The following is a 17,612-nucleotide window of genomic DNA, read 5'->3' on the forward strand; positions in this document are numbered from 1 at the left end:
ACAAACCCTTCATCCGCTTGCGGTAGCAACACGTAAACACTAACATTCTCAGCAGTCTTACGCACCCTGGCAGCCTTACCTCCATTAGCAACACTAGCAGCGCTTACTGTTACAGTAATCGTGACAGAATCCCCGGGAAGATACGACTCCTCAACCTTAGTCTCAGTGGATATGACCGGGTTAGCTTCTAACTCTAAACCTGTCGCAAAACCAGCGGGTGTCTTAGTGTTAAACAAACCCATAGTCGCTGCAACAACATCACGCAACAACACGTTTGAAACACTACGCGCCACCAAGCTAGCAACCTGCGCACTAACAGTATTTGCTGACGCTGCGGAAGAAGCAACGGTTCTAGATGTAGACTGCCCGGTTGTAGACTGGTCAAGCGCTCCCGCCGGCTGCGGCGTAACCAAAACCCCCAACACCAAACCCAACACGAGCATAGTAGACGCGATACTACGCGCCCCGTAAAACCCTGAAACCAATCGTTTCAAAACAAACCCCCCTTAATCAGGAATACCTTACAGCAATTAAGAGTACCCCCCCCCCCCCGAATAAATCAAATCAAAAACCACACACATAAAAAACAGTGCATACAATCTAAACGCAGAGAACCCCTCGAACTCGCACGAACGAATCCAAGGGGTTCTCTGAACTGTCGTGTTAAAGCACAGATACCTTACTACTGCGGCGGCGGTGAGCGGTGATAATCACAACACCAGCTCCCAAAAGAACAAAAACACCACCCAACAACGGTACAACCGTTCCCACGGCACCAGTGTTCGCCAATACCCTACCACCAGTTGTTACACTATCACCCACAGGAGTCTCCGCAGGCACAGGCACAGGCACTACCGGAGTGTCCGGTGTCACTGGTGCTTCCGGCACAACAGGCACAACAGGCGCAGGTGCTGGTGCTGGCTCAGGCGCTGGTGCTGGCTCAGGCGCTGGTGCTGGCTCAGGCGCTGGTGCTGGCTCAGGCATTGGTTCAGGTGCTGGTGGAGTATCCACAACAACCTTCAACCCCACAGTCACAGTAGTAGTATCCTCCGTCACCCTAACTGTCTGCGCAACCGGAACTTGAGTCTCTAGCTGCCAATCCACGGGAGTCTCAACCCCATTAACGGTCACAGTACAAGTGCTACCCTTGTAAACACCCTGGGATAACTGCTTCGCAGTGCTATTGTTTGGGTACTGGAAATCATACTCAAACGTACTGCTAACATTCTCACCACCTGGCACGGTGCAAGTTAGTGTTCCAGAAACCTTAACAATACCGGTCCAAGAATCACTCCCTGTGAAATCAAACACCGCCGCAACAGTAGCTTTTTCCTCTCTAACCTTAAACGAGGTACCAGAATAATTATCTTCCGTTTTAGCATCCTGCACATCTTCAGGAGAAGTGGCAAAAGCACCCGTTAGAATCCTCTGCTCACTCTGCTTCGTTTTCTGCAGACCGGCCTCACCCGTTACCGTGAACACCAAACCACCGCCTGCGGGGATGCTCTCAACCACAGTGGTTAAGAAACCCGTCTCATCATACGACCACTCAGTCGGGCATTCAGCCCCACCCGATGCCATACACGATGGTTTTAATGTTTCACCAGTGCGAATAAACCCTTCCGCTTCTGACGGTAGGAACAGTTGCACATTAACCTTCTTAGCCTCACTACCCTTCACGTTTACCGTTGAAGTGATCGCGACAGCGTCACCTGGAAGATACTCTTTCTTATCCACCTTAGTCTCGGTAGAAACATCGGTTTTAACGGTGACTTTCAACGGCACAGTCACGGTAGTATTATCCTCCGTCACCCTAACCATTTGGGTCACTGGGACTTGAGTGCCCAACCCCCAACCCACGGGAGTATCAACCCTCGTAACAGTTACAGTACAAGTGCTGCCCTTGTAAACATCCCCGGATAACTGCTGCGCAGTGCTATTGTTTGGTGACTGGACATCATACTCAAACGCACTGCTAACATTCTCACCACCTGGCACGGTGCAAGTTAGTGTTCCAGAAACCTTAACACTACCAGTCCAGGACTCACTCCCGTTGAAGTCAAACAATGCTGCAACAGGCACCTGCTGTTCTGTAACGGTAAACGAAGCACCAGAATAATTATCTTCCGTTTTAGCATCCTGCACATCTTCAGGAGAAGTGGCAAAAGCACCCGTTAGAATCCTCTGCTCACTCTGCTTCGTTTTCTGCAACCCAGCTTTACCGGTTACTGTGAACACTAGACTACCCCCTGCGGGGATGCTCTCAACCACGGTGGTTAAATACCCAGAAGAACCTATCTCGCTATACTCCCAATCAGCATCCGGGCATTTTGCGTTACCAGTTGCCGTGCATTGGGGTTTCAACTCTCCAGTGTGAATAAACCCCTCTCCTGCTGATGGTAGGAACAGTTGAACCTGAACCTTTTCAGCTTTCTTTTTTGCTACGCTTACTGTTGAAGTAATCGTAACAGTGTCACCAGGAAGATACGTTTTAGATTCACTATCAACCATGGTTGTAGTTGAAACATCGGTTCTAGCGGTAACTTTCAACGGCACAGTCACGGTATCATTCTGTATTACTCGCTTCTGTACTATCACCGGGTTCACCCCCTCCCACATCCAATCAGCAGGAGTATCACCCTTATGAACAGTCACAGTACAAGTACTACCTTTTACAACCTGTTGCGGATCAACCCATTGCACAGGCCCCTGATCATCACTGTTAAACACAGCAGTTTTATTAAACGAACTATTAACATCACTACCGCCTGGCACAGTACATTTAAGCATTCCATTGAAACCAACACTACCGGTCCAGGGTTCACTCCCGGTGAGATCAAACAACGCTGTAACAGTCACATTCTCCTTTTTAACGGTAAACGAAGCATTAGAATAATTATTCATCGCATTGGCATCATTGCCTACGGCAGCTTCGGCATTCGCTATTATCCCATTTCCATCCTGATTCGTCTTTTGTACGCCAGCTACACCTGTTATCTTGAACTCTAAACTACCGTTAGCGGGTATTCTAGTAGCAGTCACATCCAGCGAACTAATAAGCGCATCATAATTCCATGGAGCATCCGGACATTGTGCGCCACCTGCTGGGGTGCATATTGGTGCTCCTGTTTGTTTAGTAGCAATAAACCCTTCTGAAGCCTGCGGTAATAGCACGAAAACTTTAACATTCTTGGCTTCGCTGCCTGTTGCTTTTACTGTTACAGTGATCGTGACAGTATCACCAGGAAGATACGATTTAGATTCACTATCAACACTAGTCTCGGTGGATATGTCAGCGGCGGTGGGGTTAGTTTTTGATTCTAAACGTGTTGCAAAACCAGCGGGTGTCTTAGTGTTAAACAAACCCATAGTCGCTGCAACAACATCACGCAACAACACGTTTGAAACACTACGCGCCACCAGGCTAGCAACCTGCGCACTAACAGTATTTGCTGACGCTGCGGAAGAAGCAACGGTTCTAGTTGTAGACTGCCCGGTCTGCCCGGTTGTAGTCTGCCCGAATGCTGTCGCTTGTGGTGTAACCAGAAACCCTAACACCAGACCCAACACGAGCATAGTAGACGCGATACTACGCGCCCCGTAAAACCCTGAAACCAATCGTTTCAAAACAAACCCCCCTTAATCAGGAATACCTTACAATAATTAAGAGTACCCCCCCCCCCCCCGGATAAATCAAGTTAAAAACCACACACACAATACAACCCCGCCTACCAAGCGGTAATTGCGAGCAAACAGGATATTGCTCACGGAATGCTGAAATCTGAAAAACCTCTCGGGCGGATCACCTTAAAAAGAATAATTTTTGGTGTGCTGCTTATAACCGCTGTGGTTCTCCTCGCAATCAGCGTGCGCCGTGATGTTCGCTTAGAGAATATTGGCGGCATTGCGATAACTCTAATTCTGCTTGTTCCTGCTATTTTCAACACGCTAGCCCCGCTGACGGTGAAGCTAGTAATGCACACCTGGCTCGCGCCGCTGCGCGGCAACTGGTGGATATGGTTTTAGCTAAGCGCTTTGCGCTCAAAAAAGCCGCAGCAACAACGCTTATTGTGTCACCCCTGGCTTTTGTTATCGGAATTGTATCCGGATACTCCGGGTTTTATGAAACACTACGGGCAGCATTGCAATCCATTGGTAAAAGTTTAGCCACACAAAACTATATTGTTTTGGCAATTATTTTTGATGCGCCGCTGGTTTTGCTTATGGTCTCATCCGTTGCGGGAATTGTGATGACCGGCAGAGGGCGCGAGCTTGATTTCAAGAAGCTGCAGCTGCACGGCGCAAGCAGCACGGGAATTACTGCAACAGCCTTTTTTGAGGCTGTAATATACGCAGTGACCGCAACAATAGCCGGACTGTGCGCGGGAGCATTTGCAAGCCTCACAAGCTGGTGGATTATGCTTGGCAAAGTTCCTGACGCGGTAATCAGGTTTGATCCCGAACCGGTGATATGCGTTGCCGCCGGTGGGAAGTTTGTTCGTTATTATCGCAGCGACCCTGCCAACACTTGTTTACACGTTAAAACACACCTAGCGCACACACAATATTTATTACTAGAATATGTAGCTATGACGAGTAAACGCGCGCGCCTTAATCCGGTCACGGTTATCGGAGAACTCCTGCTTGTTTCCGGGCTTGCAGTGCTTGGGTTCATGCTCTGGCAGCCGTGGTACACAACAACCGTTGTTGCCAAAGAGCAGTCAGCCGCCGCCCGTGAAGTAGCGGCCGAGTGGCAAAAGAAAACACTCTCAGCACCCGCAGTGCCAGCTGCGGAAAACACTGTTATTCCGGTGGCGCGCCCTGGTGGCTACGGCGAACCGTTCGGAGTTTTATATGTGCCAGCTTTTGGCGAAAACTGGGCCAATAAGGTATCTTCCGGCGAGCCCATACTGCCACTGCTCAACGACCGCAACAACGGAGTCGCACACTACAGCGAAACCAACCTGCCCGGCGAATACGGCAATTTTGCGCTCGCCGCACACCGCAGCGGCGGTCGCGCCACCCCGTTTAAAGACATTGATTTCTTACGCGTTGGCGACTCTGTTTACTTTGAAACAGAGGATGGCTGGTACACCTACAAATTCCGCAACTTCGAATACGTGCTGCCCGCAGAGGTCGATACGCTAAACCCCTTCCCCCATTTTGAAGGCACACCGGGGCAGGATTCCATTCTCACTTTCACAACCTGCAACCCCAAGTATTACGGCATCAACGAGCGCATGGTTGCCTACAGCGTGTTTGACAGTTTCACACCGCGAGCCGATGGCCCGCCAGCAGATATGATCCGCGATGTCCCTGCGCTCCAAGAGCAAGCGAGTTCCGCTCGCACAACAGACAGCGCCCCGGCGCATTTAGGGCTTCTGGCGCTAACCGCAATTGCCGGTATTATAGGGGGTAAATAGCTTATGTTCTCACTTATCTGGCGATTTCTACCGGGACCCGCGTGGCTGCGCGTGCTCGTTATTTTAGCCGCGATTGTCGGGCTGGTTTTTGCGCTGGTGTACTATATTTATCCGCTGGTGCAGGAAATTCTACCCGAACCACCAAGCACTGTTGAGGAATGAAACATGACAAAAGTACTCGTAATAGACAACTACGACAGTTTTGTCTACACTCTTGTCGGGTATCTCGAACAGCTTGGCGCAACCACCGAGGTTATTCGCAACGACGACCCCGCCGCAGCAAACATTAGCGAGCTGCTCGCCAAGTATGATGCGGTGCTAATCTCACCCGGACCGGGCAACCCGCAGCAGGCAGGTGCGACAATCCCGATTATCAAGCACGCCGCGGAGGTTGCAAAACCACTGCTCGGCGTGTGCCTGGGGCATCAGGCGCTCGCGGAAGCCTACGGTGCAAAGGTAACTCACGCAGAGCAGCTCCTGCACGGCAAAACCACCCCGGTAAATCACGAGGGTGACGGTTTTTTTGCGGACGTTCCAGCCAAGTTCAAAGCGACACGCTACCATTCGCTGGCCGTTGTGAAAAACACCCTTCCAGACGATCTGCTTGTTACCGCGAGCACCGATGACGGCGTGGTTATGGCCCTAAAACACCGCGAGCTGCCGCTCTACGGTGTGCAGTATCACCCGGAATCTGTGCTCACAGAATACGGCTATCAGCAGCTGGGTAACTGGCTTGAATCTGTTGGTGTTAAAGGCGCTGCGGCAAAAGCAAAAGAGCTTTCGGCAATAATTGGCAGCCAGCAAGATTAGCCCGCGGCAACGCTAACCGGCGAACGTTTACGGCGCACAATCCGCGCCAATAAGACACCCTTCGCCACTAATAAAGCGGATAATAACTGCTCGCACTGTGCTCTCGATGTCACAATACGCAGTGGCTCTAGCGCCCGCCAGCGCAGTACACAATATTAATATCGCTGCGCTGTGGCACATCACCCACAACCGACTGCTCAATAACGGTAACCCCGTTTTCAGGAATCGGGCACGCGCGCGGCTCAAGATTAACGTTCATCGCAAGCTCGTTGAGAATATCGCGCGCAACCTGCAAGCTATGACCTTTAACGTCTGGAACCGTAACTTTGCCGCTGGAGACAGTAACCGTCACAGTGCCGCCGCTCGGCACTGTTGCACCGGCAGCGGGATCCAATGCCAAAACCCGATCCTCCGCTATTGAAGTGTTATTTTCACGCGTGACAGCACCAACTGTAACCCCTATTTCACCGAGTTTCTGCTCAGCTTCCGCGAGCGTTAACCCGATCAGATCAGGAACTTTTTTACTGCTCGGCCCGCTTGAAACATAAACAGCAACGGTGTCACCCTTTACAAGATGAGCGCCAACTGCCGGATCAACCCGCGTAACTTTGCCCGATTCTATTTTGTCGTGCGGCTCATCAATAGGAACTGCAACCAGACCGAGATCGCGCAGCTGTTTCAGAGCATCCTCAGAAGAAACCATCACAATATCGGGAACGGTGCGCGAGTTCGCAGGGAAAAGCTCTTTGGGGGCAAGGTTTACAAGCCAGAACACAACCGCAACAACAACCGTTATCAGCGTTATTATTGATGCCCAGATCCACAAAACCGGCGGTCGAGACTGCGCCTTAGACGCAGCGCCGGCAGCTATCATCCGCTTGGTAGCAGTGTCCAGCTTGCTTGCGGCGGGAGCGGTCAGCGCAATCTCCTTAGTTGCAAGCTCGTGCTGCAGCGACGGCGGCATTTCTCCGTTTGCCGCCTGTTGCAGCGCACGTTTGAAGTCGCTGGCGCTCTGGAACCTGCGGGTGCGGTCTTTTATTAGCGCGTAGTTTACAACCGCGTTGAGCGGCGCTGAAATCTCACTGTTGCGCTCAACAGGAGCCACCGGGCGCTCTGAAACGTGCTGATACGCCACTGCAACAGCAGAATCCCCCCTGAACGGCACAATTCCCGTAAGCAGCTCGTACAGTAAAACACCGATTGAATACAGATCGGTGCGCGGATCCACCATTTCACCCTTGGCCTGCTCGGGTGAAAAATAAGCCGCGGTGCCAAGAATCTGGGTTGTCTGCTGGAGCGTGGAGGATGTATCTGAAACCGCACGGGCAATGCCGAAGTCCATAACCTTCACGTGCCCGGTCTCGGTGATCATAATGTTTGCCGGTTTAATATCCCGGTGCACAATCCCCGCGCGGTGTGAATACTCAAGAGCCGCCAGCACCGCAGTTGTGATGCGGCACGCCTCTTTAATGCTCACGCGGCTCTCACTGAGGTGCTCGCGTAAGTTACACCCGGCAACATACTCCATAACAATAAACGGCAATTTTTTAGGTCCTGTTGCGGTTTGAACTATATCATCCCCCGCGTCAAGCACGCGCACAATAGACGGATGCGCCATTCGCGCCGCAGCCTGCGCTTCCTGTCTGAACCTGTCGCGAAAAGTCTCGTCTTCAGCGAGATCCGCTTTCATAATTTTGATCGCAACCTGCCTGCCTAGCTTGGTGTCAACTCCGCGATAAACGGTCGCCATTCCACCCTGCCCTATAAATTCGCCGAGTTTATAGCGATCACCCAGAATACGACCGTCAATAGTAAAGTTACTCTGTGCCATTTACTCTTAAACTCTGTCTAAAATACCGCCGTGAAACTCTAGTCGCGTGAATCCGGAAGGTTGCTGTCACTGTTGGTGTTCGTGCCACTGTTACTTTCCGAAGCCTGCCTGCTCACGATTTTCACCGTTGTTTCAGCGGAGAACTCTGACTGCCTGTCAGAAATACCCTCACGACCGCACACAACCGCGTACGAAACAGAAACTTTACCGGGAGCATCAGCACGCACTGTTGCGCTCCTACCCGTGCCGGGTTCGCTAACCGTTGTGCCCGATCCGCTCACCTGCAGCTTGTAGCTTGTAACGGTTGTGCCAGCAGGGCACGCGGCGCTCTGGTCTTGCCACCTCACGGTAAACTGCTCGCCCGGAACAACCTGCTCAGGCGCGTGCGGCGCTTCCGCTGGCGCAATTGCCTCGCCGTAGCGGGTGGCAACGCTCAGCACAATCCGCTTGCTCAGCTCAACTTTAGTGCCGGTTGGTGACACGTCGATTACTGTGCCGACCTCTGAATCGTTAGCGGGAGCAGCGTCAACGCACTGCACAGAGGTAAATCCCGCCGCAGCGAGTTTACCGCGAGCCTGCTCACAGTTTAGACCCTTCAGCTCTGTCGCGTTTACCGCACCGGTTTTAACCTCGGGTTCTTTTTTAACCTCGGACTCTTTTTTAACCTCGGGTTTTTTTACCTGGGTTGTTTCATCAGGTTTGGCTTCTTTATTAGCGTTTAACGCCATTACCGTACCACCCGCAATAAGCGCCAGCAACAGCACAAGCGCAACCAGCGGCCACGTCCAGCGGCCACGTTTTTTAGGCTCTTGCGTTCCCTGCGCGACAACCACCGCGTGATCGCCGTGCGCAGCAGCGGCGGCAACTCCAACCCCCGTCTGTGGCATCACGGATGTCGCCTGCAAATCAGCGCTCGCCGTACGCAGCAGCTGGGTTGCGGCATCATCCCCGGTTGCGAGCAACTGGGTTACGTCATCAACCTGCGGACCGAGCACCTGCGGCACATAACCGGCCGCAGTTTGCACATCGCCGCGGTGCAGCGCGGTTGCCGCGCGAGCGAGTTTATCAGCGGATTCGGGGCGATCCGCCGGCGATTTCGCCAGGCACGAATACACCAGATTCCGCACAGGAGCCGGTAAGGTAGGGTCAAGATCCGGTGGCGTATCGTTAATCTGTGCCATCGCGATCGCAACCTGCGAGTCGCCCGTAAACGGCCGCCTTCCCGCGAGACACTCGTACGCAACAACTCCCAGCGAGTAAATATCCGTCGCGGCGGTGGCTGTTTTGCCACTCGCCTGCTCGGGCGCAAGGTACTGCACCGTGCCCATAACCTGCCCGGTTGCCGTGAGCGGCACCTGGTCGGCAATACGCGCGATTCCAAAATCGGTGATCTTAACTCGCCCGTCAGGCGTAATCAGCAGATTACCCGGCTTAATATCACGGTGCACAAGCCCCGCATTGTGAGCTGCCTGCAGCGCCGTGGCGGTCTGCGCGGTAATTCCGAGCACTCTGTTAGCGGGCAATTTACCGTCGCGTTCAATAATCGACGAGAGCGGCTCGCCCGGCACCATTTCCATCACGATGAAAGCGGATCCCTGCTCTTCGCCGTAGTCAAAAACATTAGCAATACCCTCGTGGTTAACAAGCGCGGCGTGGCGCGCTTCGGCTCGGAAACGCTCCAGGAAGCCCGGGTCACCCATATACTCGTCTTTAAGTATCTTAATCGCCACGATACGCCCGATTATGCCGTCACGGGCTTTCCAAACCTCACCCATGCCGCCTATTGCAATACGAGAGCTTAATTCGTAACGTCCGCCAAAAACGATTCCTGCCACTGGTCTCATTTATTCAACACCGCTTCCATTACTTTTTTCCCAATTTGTGTAGGGAGTTGCCCGCTTTGCGCAGAGAAGTTATGCGCGACACCACCGCCCTCCTCAATAGCAACTGCAACCGCAACTTTTCTACCGTCTTTCTCGGCAAAACCTGTAAACCATATCGTATATGGCAAATCTTTACCGTTTTCATCTTTACCAACTTGCGCCGTACCCGTTTTGCCGCCAACGGTTGCACCGGCAATAGCGGCATTGCCTGCCAGACCGGATTCGTCAGTTACCGACCTCACGAGCAGTTCGCTCATTTTCGCGGCAGTATCTTGACTTATCGACCTAGCAAACTCTGTTGGTTTGTGCTCTGCAGTCGTCAACAAATCGGGTGTAATAATTTTATCAACTAAAGTTGGGGACATTTGCACACCCTTGTTTGCGATCGTAGCGCTCACAAGCGCCATCTGCAGCGGGGTAACACGCGCGTCAAACTGCCCAATAGAGGTGAGCGCAAGCTGCGCTGCACCCGTGGGCTGACCAATTGTGCTCGCCGTCACCTTCAACGGGATCTCATACTCGCGCCCAAACCCAAATGCCTTTGCGATATCTGGCAGGGCGTTCGGTGGCAGCTCGTTCACAATCTCGCCAAATGGAATATTGCACGAGCGCACCAAAGCCGTTGCGAGCGTAACCTTATCGCCGTTGTCACAGGCGCGCTGATGATAGTTACGCATAAAATCAACAGATCCGGGAAGCTGCCATTCCGCAGGGTCGGCAACCTCACTGTCAAGGTTATATTTGCCAGATTCCAGCGCAGCAGCGGTTGTCAGCACCTTAAACACCGAACCTGGGATGTACAGGTTACCCGCAATAGCCCTGTTGTACAGGGGATTATTGGTATCCGCTACCAACTCGTTGTAATTCTTAATAACCGTCGCGCTCTCGTTGGCAGACAGCTTAGCAGGATCATAGCTAGGCGTTGAAGCGAGCGCCAAAATCTTGCCGGTCTCGGGGTCAAGCGCAACAATCGACCCCTGCAAACCCTGCAGCTGCTCAAACGCGGCTTTTTGCACCGCATCATCAACCGTCAGCTGCACAGAATTGCCCTGCGGATGCTGATCGCTGAAAATCCGGCTAAGGCGGCTGAAAAACTGCCCGCCAGTGGCACCAGAAAGCTCCTCGTTCAAAACCCGCTCGATGCCAGACGAGCCCTGATAGTGTGAGAAATATCCCGTAATCGGGGCGTAAATTTCGCCGTTTTTATACTCGCGCCCGAACTTGTAAAAGTCATCCCGCGTCACAGAATACGCGATCGGGTCACCGTTGCTGGTCAAAATCGCCCCACGCTCAATATTGAAGGAGTTACGGGTTGTGCGCTCATTAAGCGGATTCGCCCGCAAAGAATCAACATACACAAACTGAATCATTGTAAGCGCCACAAACAGCGCCAAGAACATCACAAAAATCGTGCGAGTAACTGTTTTTAACTGTTTATTCATGAGCGGATCACCAGCTTAGGACGGTTGCGCACCGAGTTTGACATCAGCATTAAGAGCGCGACTATAATCCAGTTTGCCATAAGCGAAGATCCGCCCGCAGCAAGAAACGGGGTTGTAAGACCCGTTAGCGGGATCACACGAGTAACGCCACCTACAACAACGAAAACCTGCAGCGCAATGGTAAAAGAAAGCCCCAGCGCGAGAAGCTTACCAAAATCATCCTGCCCGGCAAAGCTGATCCGCATCCCACGCGACACGAGCAGCAGATACCCCAGCAAAACAAAGGCAACCCCAACAAGACCGAGTTCTTCTGCGATGCTCGGCACAATATAATCACTGCGTGACAGCGGTGTTAGCCCGGGGTATCCAGCGCCCAGACCCGCTCCCGTAATACCGCCGTTTGCCATGCCGAACAGCCCCTGCACCAGCTGGTAGCTTGCTCCCTGCGCATCACGGAAAGGATCAAGCCAGTTCTCAAAGCGCTCGCCCACGTAGCTCAGGGTGCGAGCAGCGATTACTCCGCCCAGCACAAACAGGGAAACTCCGAGTATCACCCAGCTAATCCGCCCCGTAGCAACATAGAGCACCGCCAGGAAAAGCCCAAAAATAAGCACGGATGTGCCCAACTCTCGCTGGAACACGAGCACTCCCATTGCTATCGCCCAGATTACAAACAGCGGGCCCAGATCACGAGCGCGCGGCAGCAGCACCGGCCCGATTTTCTTGCCCACAATTGAGAGCGCGTCGCGATTACGCATTAAATACCCGGCAAAAAATACGGTAAGCCCAATTTTTGCAAGCTCAACCGGCTGAAAAACCAGCGGTCCAATTGAAATCCACTGTTTTGCGCCGCCAGCTTCAAGCCCCAACCCGGGCACGAGCGGCAGCAGCATCAGAACTATCGCAACAATGCCGAAAATATAGGTATAGCGCAGCAAAACCCGATGATTTTTCAGCAGCACCAGGGTTAATCCGGCGAGCACAACCGCGAGCACCGCCCATACCAGCTGCCGCACACTCGCCGAACTAAACCCGATAGGGTCGCCAGTTCCCAGGTCGATGCGGTAAATCAGCGCGATCCCAATACTGTTCAGAAAAACTGCCAGGGGCAGAATCAGCGGATCCGCCTGCGGCGCGATCCACCGCAAAACAAAGTGCAGCACCAGCACGGCAAGCGCAAAAGCGCTTCCTGCAACGAACAGATTGCCCGTCAGCTCACCCCGCACCTGCAGATCGGTGATAATAACCGCCGCCGCGCCGATGCCGAGCGCAACAAGCACCAGCACAAACTCGAGCAGACGCAGCATTCGTGAGGCTTTGAGCGCGTTAATCCGCGCCATAACAACCTCGCTGCGCGCATCGTCAGCAAAACTGCGCTTCTTAGCGATTGCCGCACTCTGGCTAGCCATTAAGGTCACCTCCTAACCGCAACACAATATCTCGCGCCTCTTTTAGCGACTTTGCCGGCAGCGAACGGTGCACCTGCCGCTGCTCGAACGGGTCAAGATCGGTGAGCGGAATGCCAGTGTCTTCTGCAACATGACTTAACTCTATACCAATAATGTTTTGTTTCACACCCTGGTAGATCACAACATTGCCATCGGCGGTGCCCACATAGTAGCGGGTTTGCGTCCACTTATAAGCCAAAGTGCCCGCGCCACACATCAACAACGCCACGAGCAGCAAGCTAGTTGCCCAGTAGAGCCTGCGTTGGCGATTACGCTTGCGCGTTTCCGCGATAAGCTGCGCGAGATACTCATCAACCCGCGGCTGGAACTCCGACTCAGCAACGGGCGTTGCACGTTTGCGCCCAAACTTCAACTTCGAGAGCTTTTGTGATGGCTGCAAACTGCTTGTTGACTGCTCATTGGCAGCGGATCCAACAAACCTGTGCGTTGGCAGCGATTTTGTGTCGGTGGTCTTGCTCTCCTCAGCCGGGCTAGCGACCGCTTCAGCAACCTCAACGAGCGCAACCGTCACATTATCTGGCGCACCGTTATTGAGGGCGCGCTGCACAAGTTTTTCTGTTGTGAGGTCGATTTTCTTGAGATCTTGCAGCTCAGCCCTGATTGCGCGCTCGCTAACGTATCCGCACAGACCGTCAGAACAGAGCAGCCACACATCACCCGGATATGTTTGCTCAACCAGCACATCAACCTCTGGCTCGGTCTCAACATCGCCCAGCACGCGCATTAGTACGCTGCGGCGCGGATGCATCTTTGCTTCTTCTTCGGTTATCTGCCCGCTGTCAATAAGCCGCTGCACAAAGGTGTGATCGGAGGTGATCTGTTTTAGCTCGCCGTTGCGGAAACGGTAGATTCGAGAGTCGCCAATGTGCGCGATGCCGATTTTGTCTGCAATCGTGAAAAATCCGCTAAAAGTTGTTCCCAGCCCGGCAAGCTCTGGGCGCTCGTGCACGGCGTTGGAGAGCACCCTGTTTGCGTCAACAACCCGCTCACTCAGCGCGAATGCGGCGGCATCGGCGGAATTAAAAACCTTGCCGTCTATTTTAGCGACGTACTGCGCTGTTAGCGCGCTGGCAACGTCACCACCCGCGTGACCTCCCATACCATCGGCAACAAAAAACAGGCGCTCCCCGGTGTACCCGGAGTCCTGATTGTTGCTGCGCACCATACCGACGTGCGACAGAATTGCGCTTCGGTAAGAATAAGTCAAACTACGGCCTCAATTCAAAAGTTGTTTTGCCGATGGTCACGGGAACAAAAATTGCCAGCGGCATACTCCCCACAACTTTTTGCCCGTTAACCCTGGTGCCGTTTGTGGAGTCAAGGTCTGTGAGCACCCAACCGTCAGCCTGACGCTCCAGTTTAGCGTGGTGTGTGGATGTGTACTCATCGACTATCGAAAGCGTCGAGTCCGGCGAGCGCCCGATGGTTAAAATATCTTCGTCAAGGATTATTTCAGTGCCGTTGGCCGCCCCCGAGGTGATCATCAGCTTCCTCGCGCTGGCGGCGCTGCCCGCTCCCGGCAGCGCGCTGTCAGAAATTTCTGCACCCCCGGAAGGAGCTATAAAAGCCGGCGTTTCAACAACTCCGACCGCGACACCAGTCTCGCCGCCCGCCTTTATTTTGCGCACTGGGGCGCCGAATAAATCGCTGCGCATAGCATAAACTATGGCGATAATAAATATCCATAAAAGCGCCAGGAAGCCAAAACGTAAAATTAAAAATGTTAGTTCGCTCATATCTCTACGCTCCTAAACTATCAGCTTTCGCGCCGATAACGGGTGAAAACCTGAAGCGCAACGCGGTTTTGCCAATATAAACAACCGTATCGGGCCGCAGCTTGGTCTCTCTAAAACGCTGTCCGTTAATTTTTGATCCGTTAGTTGAGCCCAGGTCGCGCAGCACGCCGCTTTTACCGTGCCACACTATTTCGAGGTGCTTCCTGCTGGCGGCCGCATCCACGATCCGCACATCACACTCGCTGCCGCGACCCACAACCGTAACACCGTGAGAGAGCGGATAGCTATTGCCATCGAGCTGCAAGACTAGCTGCCAGCCCGTTGCCGCATCTGGTTTGCGCGCCTCAATTTCAATTGCGCCGACCGGGATACCGCGCCGGTGCTGCAGCACAACCGCAACCGGACTCAGCAGTTGATAGCTCTGCGCTGCGGCGTACTCTGCGATCATTTGCGCGAGCTCGTCTGTGAGCAAAATGCCGTGTGCTTTTAGGTTTTTTAGGTCTTCTGCCGCCAGATTAACAACGAAAATACTCGGCGCAATCACGCGCTCGCGGTCGAGCGCAACCGCGTTAACATCAAGCTCTCGTTTCAGCGCAGCAGCAACCTCGACGGGCTGCACACCGCTGCGGAAAGTGCGCGCAAACGCACCGTTTACCGTGCGCTCAATGCCGCGTTCAATTTTAGTAATTAAACCCACGTAGCGCCTCCTTGATCATAAATCGGTTTTAGCCTGCTTATTTATTAAATCAACAACTTTACAGGATACATCTCAGAATATGCTACCGACTCTGGCTGAAAGCGTCGCAAATGAACTGTTGTGCCGCCGCGCACACCGCCGGGCGCAGTTCTGCCACCGTGCCAGACAGCACCCGCACCCGCACCCGCGATCCTGCCAGCACCCATGCCAGCATCCACCCCCGCGAACCCGCCAGCAAGCGGATCCCGTATTGCGCTCCACCGCTCCGATCTGGTAAAGTTCTCAACCGAGCTAGAAATCTTTAGCTCGCACGCGCGAGTGGCGGAATTGGTAGACGCGCTGGCTTCAGGTGTCAGTGCTCGCAAGAGCGTGGGGGTTCAAGTCCCCCCTCGCGCACAATAAAACACCGAGCACAATCTCGCTGCACAGCAGGCGATTGTGTGCTGTGTGCAAACAAGCTTGTATTTCAGCTAAAATATTACACATGGTTAAAAAAGAACTAACTGCCCGCAAGCAAGCTAAACTTGCCCGCAAAGAACTTAAAGAAAAAGCTAAACAGTCCGGTCACTTAGCGCCAAACCCAATCTGGTTTAAACCCGTGATGCTGGGTTTCATGCTGCTCGGACTGGTGTGGATTGTGCTCTACTACATCACAAGCGCAACCCTGGCACTGCCGGTGCCGCAGTTTGGGCAGTGGAATATTTTCGTGGGCTTTGGCTTTATTATGATCGGGTTTCTAATGACAACCCGCTGGCGCTAGTGATCCGCTCCCGCATTCACATCTAAAACAACAGATAAAACGTAACAAAAACAGCAATCAGCACCGCGCTAACAGCGCCGTACATAAGCGGTCTGACACTGTTTTGTCGTTGCACGCTGCTACCTGCCCGCCAGCACAGCAGCATTAGCGCCGCACCGGTTATAAAACCGCCCAGGTGTCCCTGCCAGGAGATATTCATGCCCGGCAAAAACGCGATAACCGTGTTGAGACCCAAAAACACGAGCAGCCCCGTAACGTTTATTTTTCGTTTGTAAGAAATAACTATAAACGCCCCGATAACACCAAAGACCGCGCCCGACGCGCCCAGCGTTGCCGTGCTAAACAGCCCGTGATCGAGCAGCGCAATAAGCGTGATTGCCGCGGTTCCGCCGATTCCAGCAAGCAGAAACAGTATCCCGTAATAGCGACGACCAAGCGTTCTTTCGAGCTGCGCGCCAAACAGCCAGAGCGTGATCATATTAAAAAGCAGGTGCATCACACTGCCCTGCGAGTGCGCAAAAACAGAGGTGACTATGCGCCAGGGCTGAAAATCCAGACTGGTGGCGTGCCAGGGAATATACCAGAGCGCGCCGGTGAGCTGCGGCATCAACTGCTGCCCGACCCACACGAGCACGCAGAGTGCCATTATTGCGTAGGTGACAACCGGCATGTCACTGCTTGTCAGGGATTTCACGGCGGATCGCGCTCCGCGCTGAAACCGCGCAACTTTCGGAGGCATCAGCTCAGCAACGCAGGCGGGGCAGATCAACCCTACCGGGCGCGGCTGCTGGCAGTCGTTACAGACGGTATTCCCGCAACGCTGGCAGAGCGTAAAACTGTTTCTGCCCGGATGCCTATAGCAGCTATCAGCATCGCTGTAGTCTGCCATTTCGCCGTACTCTGGTATCCGCACCATTAGTATCTCCCGTTTTGTTGTTTAAAGCGGGTGTGGCAGCGCGCAAAGGCGTGTCACACCCGATTCTAAAAATTGCAACGCTACAGTTTTTCGATTACAACACCGGTGATTGTGACATCTTCTAGCGGACGATCCTGCGCGCCGGTTGCAACAGCTGCGATCGCATCAACAACCTTGCGTGACTCATCATCAGCAACCTCGCCAAAAATAGTGTGCTTGCCGGTTAGGTACATTGGCTCGCTGGTTGTGATAAAGAACTGCGACCCGTTGGTGCCTGCGAGGCGACCGGTCATATCGGGGCGCTTGCCGGCGTTAGCCATTGCGAGCTGGTATTTCTTGTCGAACACGAGCTCCGGGTGGATCTCATCGTCAAAGGTGTAACCGGGACCGCCCGTACCGGTACCGGTTGGGTCGCCACCCTGAATCATAAAGCTTTTAATAATGCGGTGGAAGATCACGCCGTCATAAAAACCTTTTTCTGCCAGGTCGATAAAGTTTTGCACTGTTTTGGGCGCGTGATCGCCGAACAGGCTGACTACAATATCGCCGTGATTGGTTGAAATAGTTGCTTTTGCAGTTGGAATAGTCATGTCTAATATTGTAAACGGTGATCTTAAACAAAACCCCTGGCGACCATTCAGAATC

Annotated in this window: 17 protein-coding genes and 1 tRNA gene; 6 read left to right on the forward strand and 12 right to left on the reverse strand. The window is 53.2% G+C overall.

Annotation, left to right across the window (positions count from 1 at the left end; translation table 11 throughout):
- Both KJY78_RS05605 and KJY78_RS05610 read right to left on the reverse strand, forming a co-directional pair.
- On the reverse strand, positions 1–494 hold a 494-nt coding region (locus KJY78_RS05605), incomplete at its 3' end, for a hypothetical protein (RefSeq protein ID WP_214337628.1).
- A gap of 169 nt (positions 495–663) precedes the next feature.
- Positions 664–3,627 (reverse strand): hypothetical protein, encoded by a 2,964-nt coding sequence (locus KJY78_RS05610; RefSeq protein ID WP_214337629.1) that lies wholly within the window; start codon positions 3,625–3,627, stop codon positions 664–666.
- 144 nt (positions 3,628–3,771) lie between these two features.
- Between KJY78_RS05610 and KJY78_RS05615 the strand changes: the two genes are divergently transcribed.
- Genes KJY78_RS05615 through KJY78_RS05630 form a run of 4 tightly spaced genes read left to right on the forward strand, consistent with a single transcriptional unit; the run spans position 3,772 to position 6,233 of the window.
- On the forward strand, positions 3,772–4,026 hold the full coding sequence (locus tag KJY78_RS05615) for a hypothetical protein (RefSeq protein WP_214337630.1): 255 nt from the start codon (positions 3,772–3,774) through the stop codon (positions 4,024–4,026).
- A complete protein-coding gene (locus KJY78_RS06620; protein ID WP_250544215.1) occupies positions 4,017–5,423 on the forward strand; it encodes a class E sortase in 1,407 nt (468 codons plus the stop codon). The genes KJY78_RS05615 and KJY78_RS06620 overlap by 10 nt, the downstream gene beginning before the upstream one ends.
- A 3-nt stretch (positions 5,424–5,426) precedes the next feature.
- On the forward strand, positions 5,427–5,585 hold the full coding sequence (locus KJY78_RS05625; RefSeq protein WP_214337631.1) for a hypothetical protein: 159 nt from the start codon (positions 5,427–5,429) through the stop codon (positions 5,583–5,585).
- 3 nt (positions 5,586–5,588) lie between these two features.
- A complete protein-coding gene (locus KJY78_RS05630) occupies positions 5,589–6,233 on the forward strand; it encodes an anthranilate synthase component II (protein ID WP_214337632.1) in 645 nt (214 codons plus the stop codon).
- Positions 6,234–6,360: 127 nt separating this feature from the next.
- Here KJY78_RS05630 and pknB read toward each other — a convergent pair whose 3' ends face one another.
- From pknB to KJY78_RS05670, 8 genes are all read right to left on the reverse strand, one after another.
- Positions 6,361–8,064 carry a Stk1 family PASTA domain-containing Ser/Thr kinase gene (gene pknB / locus KJY78_RS05635; RefSeq protein WP_214337633.1) on the reverse strand — a complete coding sequence of 568 codons (1,704 nt, stop codon included), beginning with the start codon at positions 8,062–8,064 and terminating at the stop codon, positions 6,361–6,363.
- A 38-nt stretch (positions 8,065–8,102) separates the two neighbouring features.
- Positions 8,103–9,908: a protein kinase domain-containing protein gene (locus KJY78_RS05640; RefSeq protein ID WP_214337634.1), complete on the reverse strand. Its 1,806-nt coding sequence runs from the start codon at positions 9,906–9,908 to the stop codon at positions 8,103–8,105.
- Positions 9,905–11,389, reverse strand: a complete 1,485-nt coding sequence (locus KJY78_RS05645; protein ID WP_214337635.1) for a peptidoglycan D,D-transpeptidase FtsI family protein — start codon at positions 11,387–11,389, stop codon at positions 9,905–9,907. Before KJY78_RS05645 ends, KJY78_RS05640 begins: the two co-directional genes overlap by 4 nt.
- On the reverse strand, positions 11,386–12,798 hold the full coding sequence (locus KJY78_RS05650) for an FtsW/RodA/SpoVE family cell cycle protein (protein WP_214337636.1): 1,413 nt from the start codon (positions 12,796–12,798) through the stop codon (positions 11,386–11,388). Before KJY78_RS05650 ends, KJY78_RS05645 begins: the two co-directional genes overlap by 4 nt.
- Positions 12,791–14,065, reverse strand: coding sequence for a PP2C family protein-serine/threonine phosphatase (locus tag KJY78_RS05655; RefSeq protein ID WP_214337637.1), 1,275 nt, complete (start codon positions 14,063–14,065; stop codon positions 12,791–12,793). The genes KJY78_RS05650 and KJY78_RS05655 overlap by 8 nt, the downstream gene beginning before the upstream one ends.
- Before the next feature lies 1 nt (position 14,066).
- Positions 14,067–14,594 carry an FHA domain-containing protein FhaB/FipA gene (locus tag KJY78_RS05660; RefSeq protein ID WP_214337638.1) on the reverse strand — a complete coding sequence of 176 codons (528 nt, stop codon included), beginning with the start codon at positions 14,592–14,594 and terminating at the stop codon, positions 14,067–14,069.
- A 4-nt stretch (positions 14,595–14,598) separates the two neighbouring features.
- Positions 14,599–15,291 (reverse strand): FHA domain-containing protein, encoded by a 693-nt coding sequence (locus KJY78_RS06825; protein WP_214337639.1) that lies wholly within the window; start codon positions 15,289–15,291, stop codon positions 14,599–14,601.
- Positions 15,292–15,373: 82 nt separating this feature from the next.
- Positions 15,374–15,577: a hypothetical protein gene (locus KJY78_RS05670; protein ID WP_214337640.1), complete on the reverse strand. Its 204-nt coding sequence runs from the start codon at positions 15,575–15,577 to the stop codon at positions 15,374–15,376.
- 26 nt (positions 15,578–15,603) lie between these two features.
- Here KJY78_RS05670 and KJY78_RS05675 point away from each other — a divergent pair.
- A tRNA-Leu gene (locus tag KJY78_RS05675) sits at positions 15,604–15,687 on the forward strand.
- 88 nt (positions 15,688–15,775) lie between these two features.
- Complete coding sequence (locus tag KJY78_RS05680) at positions 15,776–16,051, forward strand: cell division protein CrgA (RefSeq protein ID WP_214337641.1); 276 nt, start codon at positions 15,776–15,778, stop codon at positions 16,049–16,051.
- 22 nt (positions 16,052–16,073) lie between these two features.
- Here the strand turns inward: KJY78_RS05680 and KJY78_RS05685 are convergent, their stop codons facing one another.
- Together KJY78_RS05685 and KJY78_RS05690 are read right to left on the reverse strand one after the other, a co-directional pair.
- Positions 16,074–16,967, reverse strand: a complete 894-nt coding sequence (locus tag KJY78_RS05685; RefSeq protein ID WP_214337642.1) for a rhomboid family intramembrane serine protease — start codon at positions 16,965–16,967, stop codon at positions 16,074–16,076.
- Positions 16,968–17,047: 80 nt separating this feature from the next.
- On the reverse strand, positions 17,048–17,557 hold the full coding sequence (locus tag KJY78_RS05690) for a peptidylprolyl isomerase (RefSeq protein WP_214337643.1): 510 nt from the start codon (positions 17,555–17,557) through the stop codon (positions 17,048–17,050).
- Positions 17,558–17,612 lie beyond the last annotated feature (55 nt).

The organism is Canibacter zhuwentaonis (assembly GCF_018531145.1).
Taxonomy (GTDB): Bacteria; Actinomycetota; Actinomycetes; order Actinomycetales; family Microbacteriaceae; genus Canibacter; species Canibacter zhuwentaonis.

Coding starts and splice junctions, on each gene's coding strand:
- KJY78_RS05645 (WP_214337635.1), bottom strand. CDS start 11,389: ATGAATAAACAGTTAAAAACAGTTACTCGCACGATTTTTGTGATGTTC.
- KJY78_RS05685 (WP_214337642.1), bottom strand. CDS start 16,967: ATGGTGCGGATACCAGAGTACGGCGAAATGGCAGACTACAGCGATGCT.
- KJY78_RS05630 (WP_214337632.1), top strand. CDS start 5,589: ATGACAAAAGTACTCGTAATAGACAACTACGACAGTTTTGTCTACACT.
- KJY78_RS05650 (WP_214337636.1), bottom strand. CDS start 12,798: ATGGCTAGCCAGAGTGCGGCAATCGCTAAGAAGCGCAGTTTTGCTGAC.
- KJY78_RS05625 (WP_214337631.1), top strand. CDS start 5,427: ATGTTCTCACTTATCTGGCGATTTCTACCGGGACCCGCGTGGCTGCGC.
- KJY78_RS05690 (WP_214337643.1), bottom strand. CDS start 17,557: ATGACTATTCCAACTGCAAAAGCAACTATTTCAACCAATCACGGCGAT.
- KJY78_RS06620 (WP_250544215.1), top strand. CDS start 4,017: ATGGTTTTAGCTAAGCGCTTTGCGCTCAAAAAAGCCGCAGCAACAACG.
- KJY78_RS05615 (WP_214337630.1), top strand. CDS start 3,772: ATGCTGAAATCTGAAAAACCTCTCGGGCGGATCACCTTAAAAAGAATA.
- pknB (WP_214337633.1), bottom strand. CDS start 8,064: ATGGCACAGAGTAACTTTACTATTGACGGTCGTATTCTGGGTGATCGC.
- KJY78_RS05680 (WP_214337641.1), top strand. CDS start 15,776: ATGGTTAAAAAAGAACTAACTGCCCGCAAGCAAGCTAAACTTGCCCGC.
- KJY78_RS05660 (WP_214337638.1), bottom strand. CDS start 14,594: ATGAGCGAACTAACATTTTTAATTTTACGTTTTGGCTTCCTGGCGCTT.
- KJY78_RS05640 (WP_214337634.1), bottom strand. CDS start 9,908: ATGAGACCAGTGGCAGGAATCGTTTTTGGCGGACGTTACGAATTAAGC.